Source organism: Mycobacterium sp. E2497 (genome assembly GCF_001668695.1).
In the GTDB taxonomy this organism is placed as follows: Bacteria; Actinomycetota; Actinomycetes; order Mycobacteriales; family Mycobacteriaceae; genus Mycobacterium.
Genome location: NZ_LZKD01000164.1, coordinates 1 through 872, shown reverse-complemented (window position 1 = coordinate 872; position 872 = coordinate 1). Strand labels below are relative to the sequence as shown.

General features: G+C 64.4%; 2 protein-coding genes. One reads left to right on the top strand and one right to left on the bottom strand.

The window, feature by feature from the left end:
- Nucleotides 1-126, top strand: a 126-nt coding sequence (locus tag A5713_RS27665) for a class I SAM-dependent methyltransferase (protein ID WP_197516377.1), incomplete at its 5' end; no start/stop codon positions are given.
- A gap of 21 nt (nucleotides 127-147) precedes the next feature.
- Here A5713_RS27665 and A5713_RS15120 read toward each other — a convergent pair.
- Nucleotides 148-872: cyclopropane mycolic acid synthase family methyltransferase (locus tag A5713_RS15120; RefSeq protein ID WP_068096633.1), on the bottom strand; the 725-nt coding region annotated here is incomplete at its 5' end.

Genomic DNA, 872 nt, shown 5'->3' with positions numbered 1-872 from the left:
CGCGAGCAGGCCGTCGCCATCCAGTCACAAGAGGTCTACGACCGCTACATGAAGTACCTGACCGGCTGCGCGAAGCTGTTCCGCCAGGGTTACACGGACGTCGACCAGTTCACGCTGGAAAAGTAGCGGTCCCCGGCCCCTCGCCACCTACTTCACGAGGGTGAACTGCCCGACATTGCTGATGCCCTTGCGGAAGAAGTTCTCACAGCCGGTCAGGTAGTGCATGTACTTGCCGTAGACCTCTTGTGACTGGATGGCGACGGCCTGCTCGCGATTGGCCTCGAGGGCGGCAGCCCAGGTCTCCAGGGTCCTCGCGTAGTGCAGCTGCAGCGAGTGGACCCGGGTCAGCTCGAAGCCGGCCGTGACCGCGTACTCGCCGACGGTCTGCGGTGTCGGCAGCCACCCGCCGGGGAAGATCTCGGTCAAGATGAACTGCGAGAAGTGCACGATCTCGTGGGTCAGCTTCATGCCCCGCGCCCGGGCGTCTTTGAAGGACGGGCGAACGATGGTGTGCAGCAACATCACCCCGTCGGACGGCAGCGCCTGGTAGGCCATCTTGAAGAAGCGCCCGTAGCGTTGGCGGCCGAAGTGCTCGAAGGCGCCGATCGAGACGATGCGGTCGACGGGCTCGTGGAACTTCTCCCACCCCTCCAACAGCACCCGCCGGGTGCGGGGCGTGTCCATCTGGTCGAACGTCTTCTGCACATGCTCGGCCTGGTTCTCCGACAATGTCAGGCCCACGACGTTCACGTCGTACTTCTCAATGGCCCGCCGCATGGTGGCGCCCCAGCCGCAGCCGATGTCGAGCAGCGTCATCCCCGGCTCGAGCTTCAACTTGCCCAGCGCCAGATCGATTTTGGCCAGCTGCGCCT